The organism is Floccifex sp. (assembly GCF_051873495.1).
GTDB lineage: Bacteria > Bacillota_I > Bacilli_A > Erysipelotrichales > Erysipelotrichaceae > Floccifex.
In genome coordinates this window covers 1-1,723 of sequence record NZ_JBJEEX010000081.1, presented here as the reverse complement: position 1 = coordinate 1,723, position 1,723 = coordinate 1, and the positions used below count along the sequence as shown (strand labels likewise).

General features: G+C 32.4%; 2 protein-coding genes. Both read left to right on the top strand.

Features of this window, described 5'->3' with window-relative positions:
* On the top strand, positions 1-182 hold a 182-nt coding region (locus ACI313_RS04865), incomplete at its 5' end, for a hypothetical protein (RefSeq protein WP_439755427.1).
* Positions 183-264: 82 nt separating this feature from the next.
* Positions 265-1,722 carry a cysteine peptidase family C39 domain-containing protein gene (locus ACI313_RS04860; protein WP_439755426.1) on the top strand — a complete coding sequence of 486 codons (1,458 nt, stop codon included), beginning with the start codon at positions 265-267 and terminating at the stop codon, positions 1,720-1,722.
* Position 1,723: the final 1 nt, after the last annotated feature.

Genomic DNA, 1,723 nt, shown 5'->3' with positions numbered 1-1,723 from the left:
TGAAAACAACATTGCTTTCAAAAGAAGAGCTTCGCTCTATCCTCGGCGGAAAAGCCGCAAATGGAAACAACGCAGTAGCTGCACAGGGATTCCCCTGTCGCGTAGTAGAAAAGGACGGAACAGTCCGTGAGATAATCACTGAGACAGTGCAGGATTGTCTTGAATTTGCTGGCATGAACTAATGTCAAATCTCGAATCGATTTCTTGCTGTGACACATAGATTACGGCAAGAGATTGATTCGTGTATCTTTATTATCAATTCTTATGAGATCAACTTATTCTAAATATGTAGTCATTAGCGTGTTTCGATTTTTTAAGATTCGTTACACTGCTGATTATGTTCAAAAAATGTTGGAAGAAAATTCAGATGGAGACAATCTTTGGGGGATTCTTACTGTATTAAAAATATATGGTTTGATAGTTGAACCTTATAGGATTACTAATCAATTAGTGACTGAAGAAAATGGCATAAGTCTGCCATTCTTAACAGAATATGAGAATAATATACTACTAATAAAGAAAATTGCAGGCAACACTGTTTTTGGATGCACTAATGGAAAAGATACGATGTATCGCAAAGAAGATTTTTTTAAGAATTGGAATGGAATAATGGTTTCAATACATAAAGGAGAGTCCGTTGGTGAGCCAAATATAAAAAAACATCTCAGAAATAATCAGTATATATGGTTATCTCGAATTGCGATAGCACTAAGTCTTCTGACAATATGTATTTATAGGTTGGCATTTTTCAATATGCCATTTTATATATGTAATATTTTTATTTTGAGTGTTCTTGGTGCAATAATATCATATCAAATAGAGGTATCTCATTATTCACCAAATGGATTGATGAATAATTTATGCTCTTTGATTAAATATTCGTCATGTAATCAAATGGCAGTCGGAAAAAGCAGATATATAACAGCAATGGGATTCTCCTATTTCTGTTCTCTATGTGCATTTATTCTATTGCCGCTAAACAATTATGCTATGACAATCTGTATAATGTCCATATCTTCTATCGAAGTTCTATGGAGTTTGTTTACACAATTAAAAAAACATGAGTTTTGCATCAGTTGTATGGCCGTACAAATAATTGTTATAATAATGATGCTGATTGGATTTTTCAATTTAACGAAACTGCATTTACACGATTTTATTCAGCAAGGGATATTATTCCTATCCATTTTTGCGATTATATTCAGTATTTCAATATTTAAAATATGGCCATATATAGCGAGTCAATATAAATTTATGGTTAATAGCAGAATGTTGGATTATTTCAAGAAAAAGTATTTAGATAATACCACTACCGAAGAATCAACGATAAAGATTTTCTTAAATCCATTCTGCAGTCCCTGCAAAGAAGAATTTATGACTTCTTACAATTTAATTATTAATCTGGGACAGTCAAAAGTTATCCCAATTATTATTGCATCTGGTTTAAAAGGAGAAAAGGCTGGAATGTCCATAATAAACGGAGGAAAAGCAACTTCAATATTTCATCGATTGAAAGAATGGTATTCTTGGGGGTATCTAAGCCCAAAGGATTTTGAACGAAAATATAAAGTTTCCACTAATGATGAAACAAAACTTATAGGCGTACTAAAAGATAATTTGAATTTGGCTCATACATATAATGTCCAACATACACCTTCGATTATTCATAATGGCATAAAGCTGTCAACTGGCGTTTCGTTAGTTGACGTGTTAACTCAGTAAA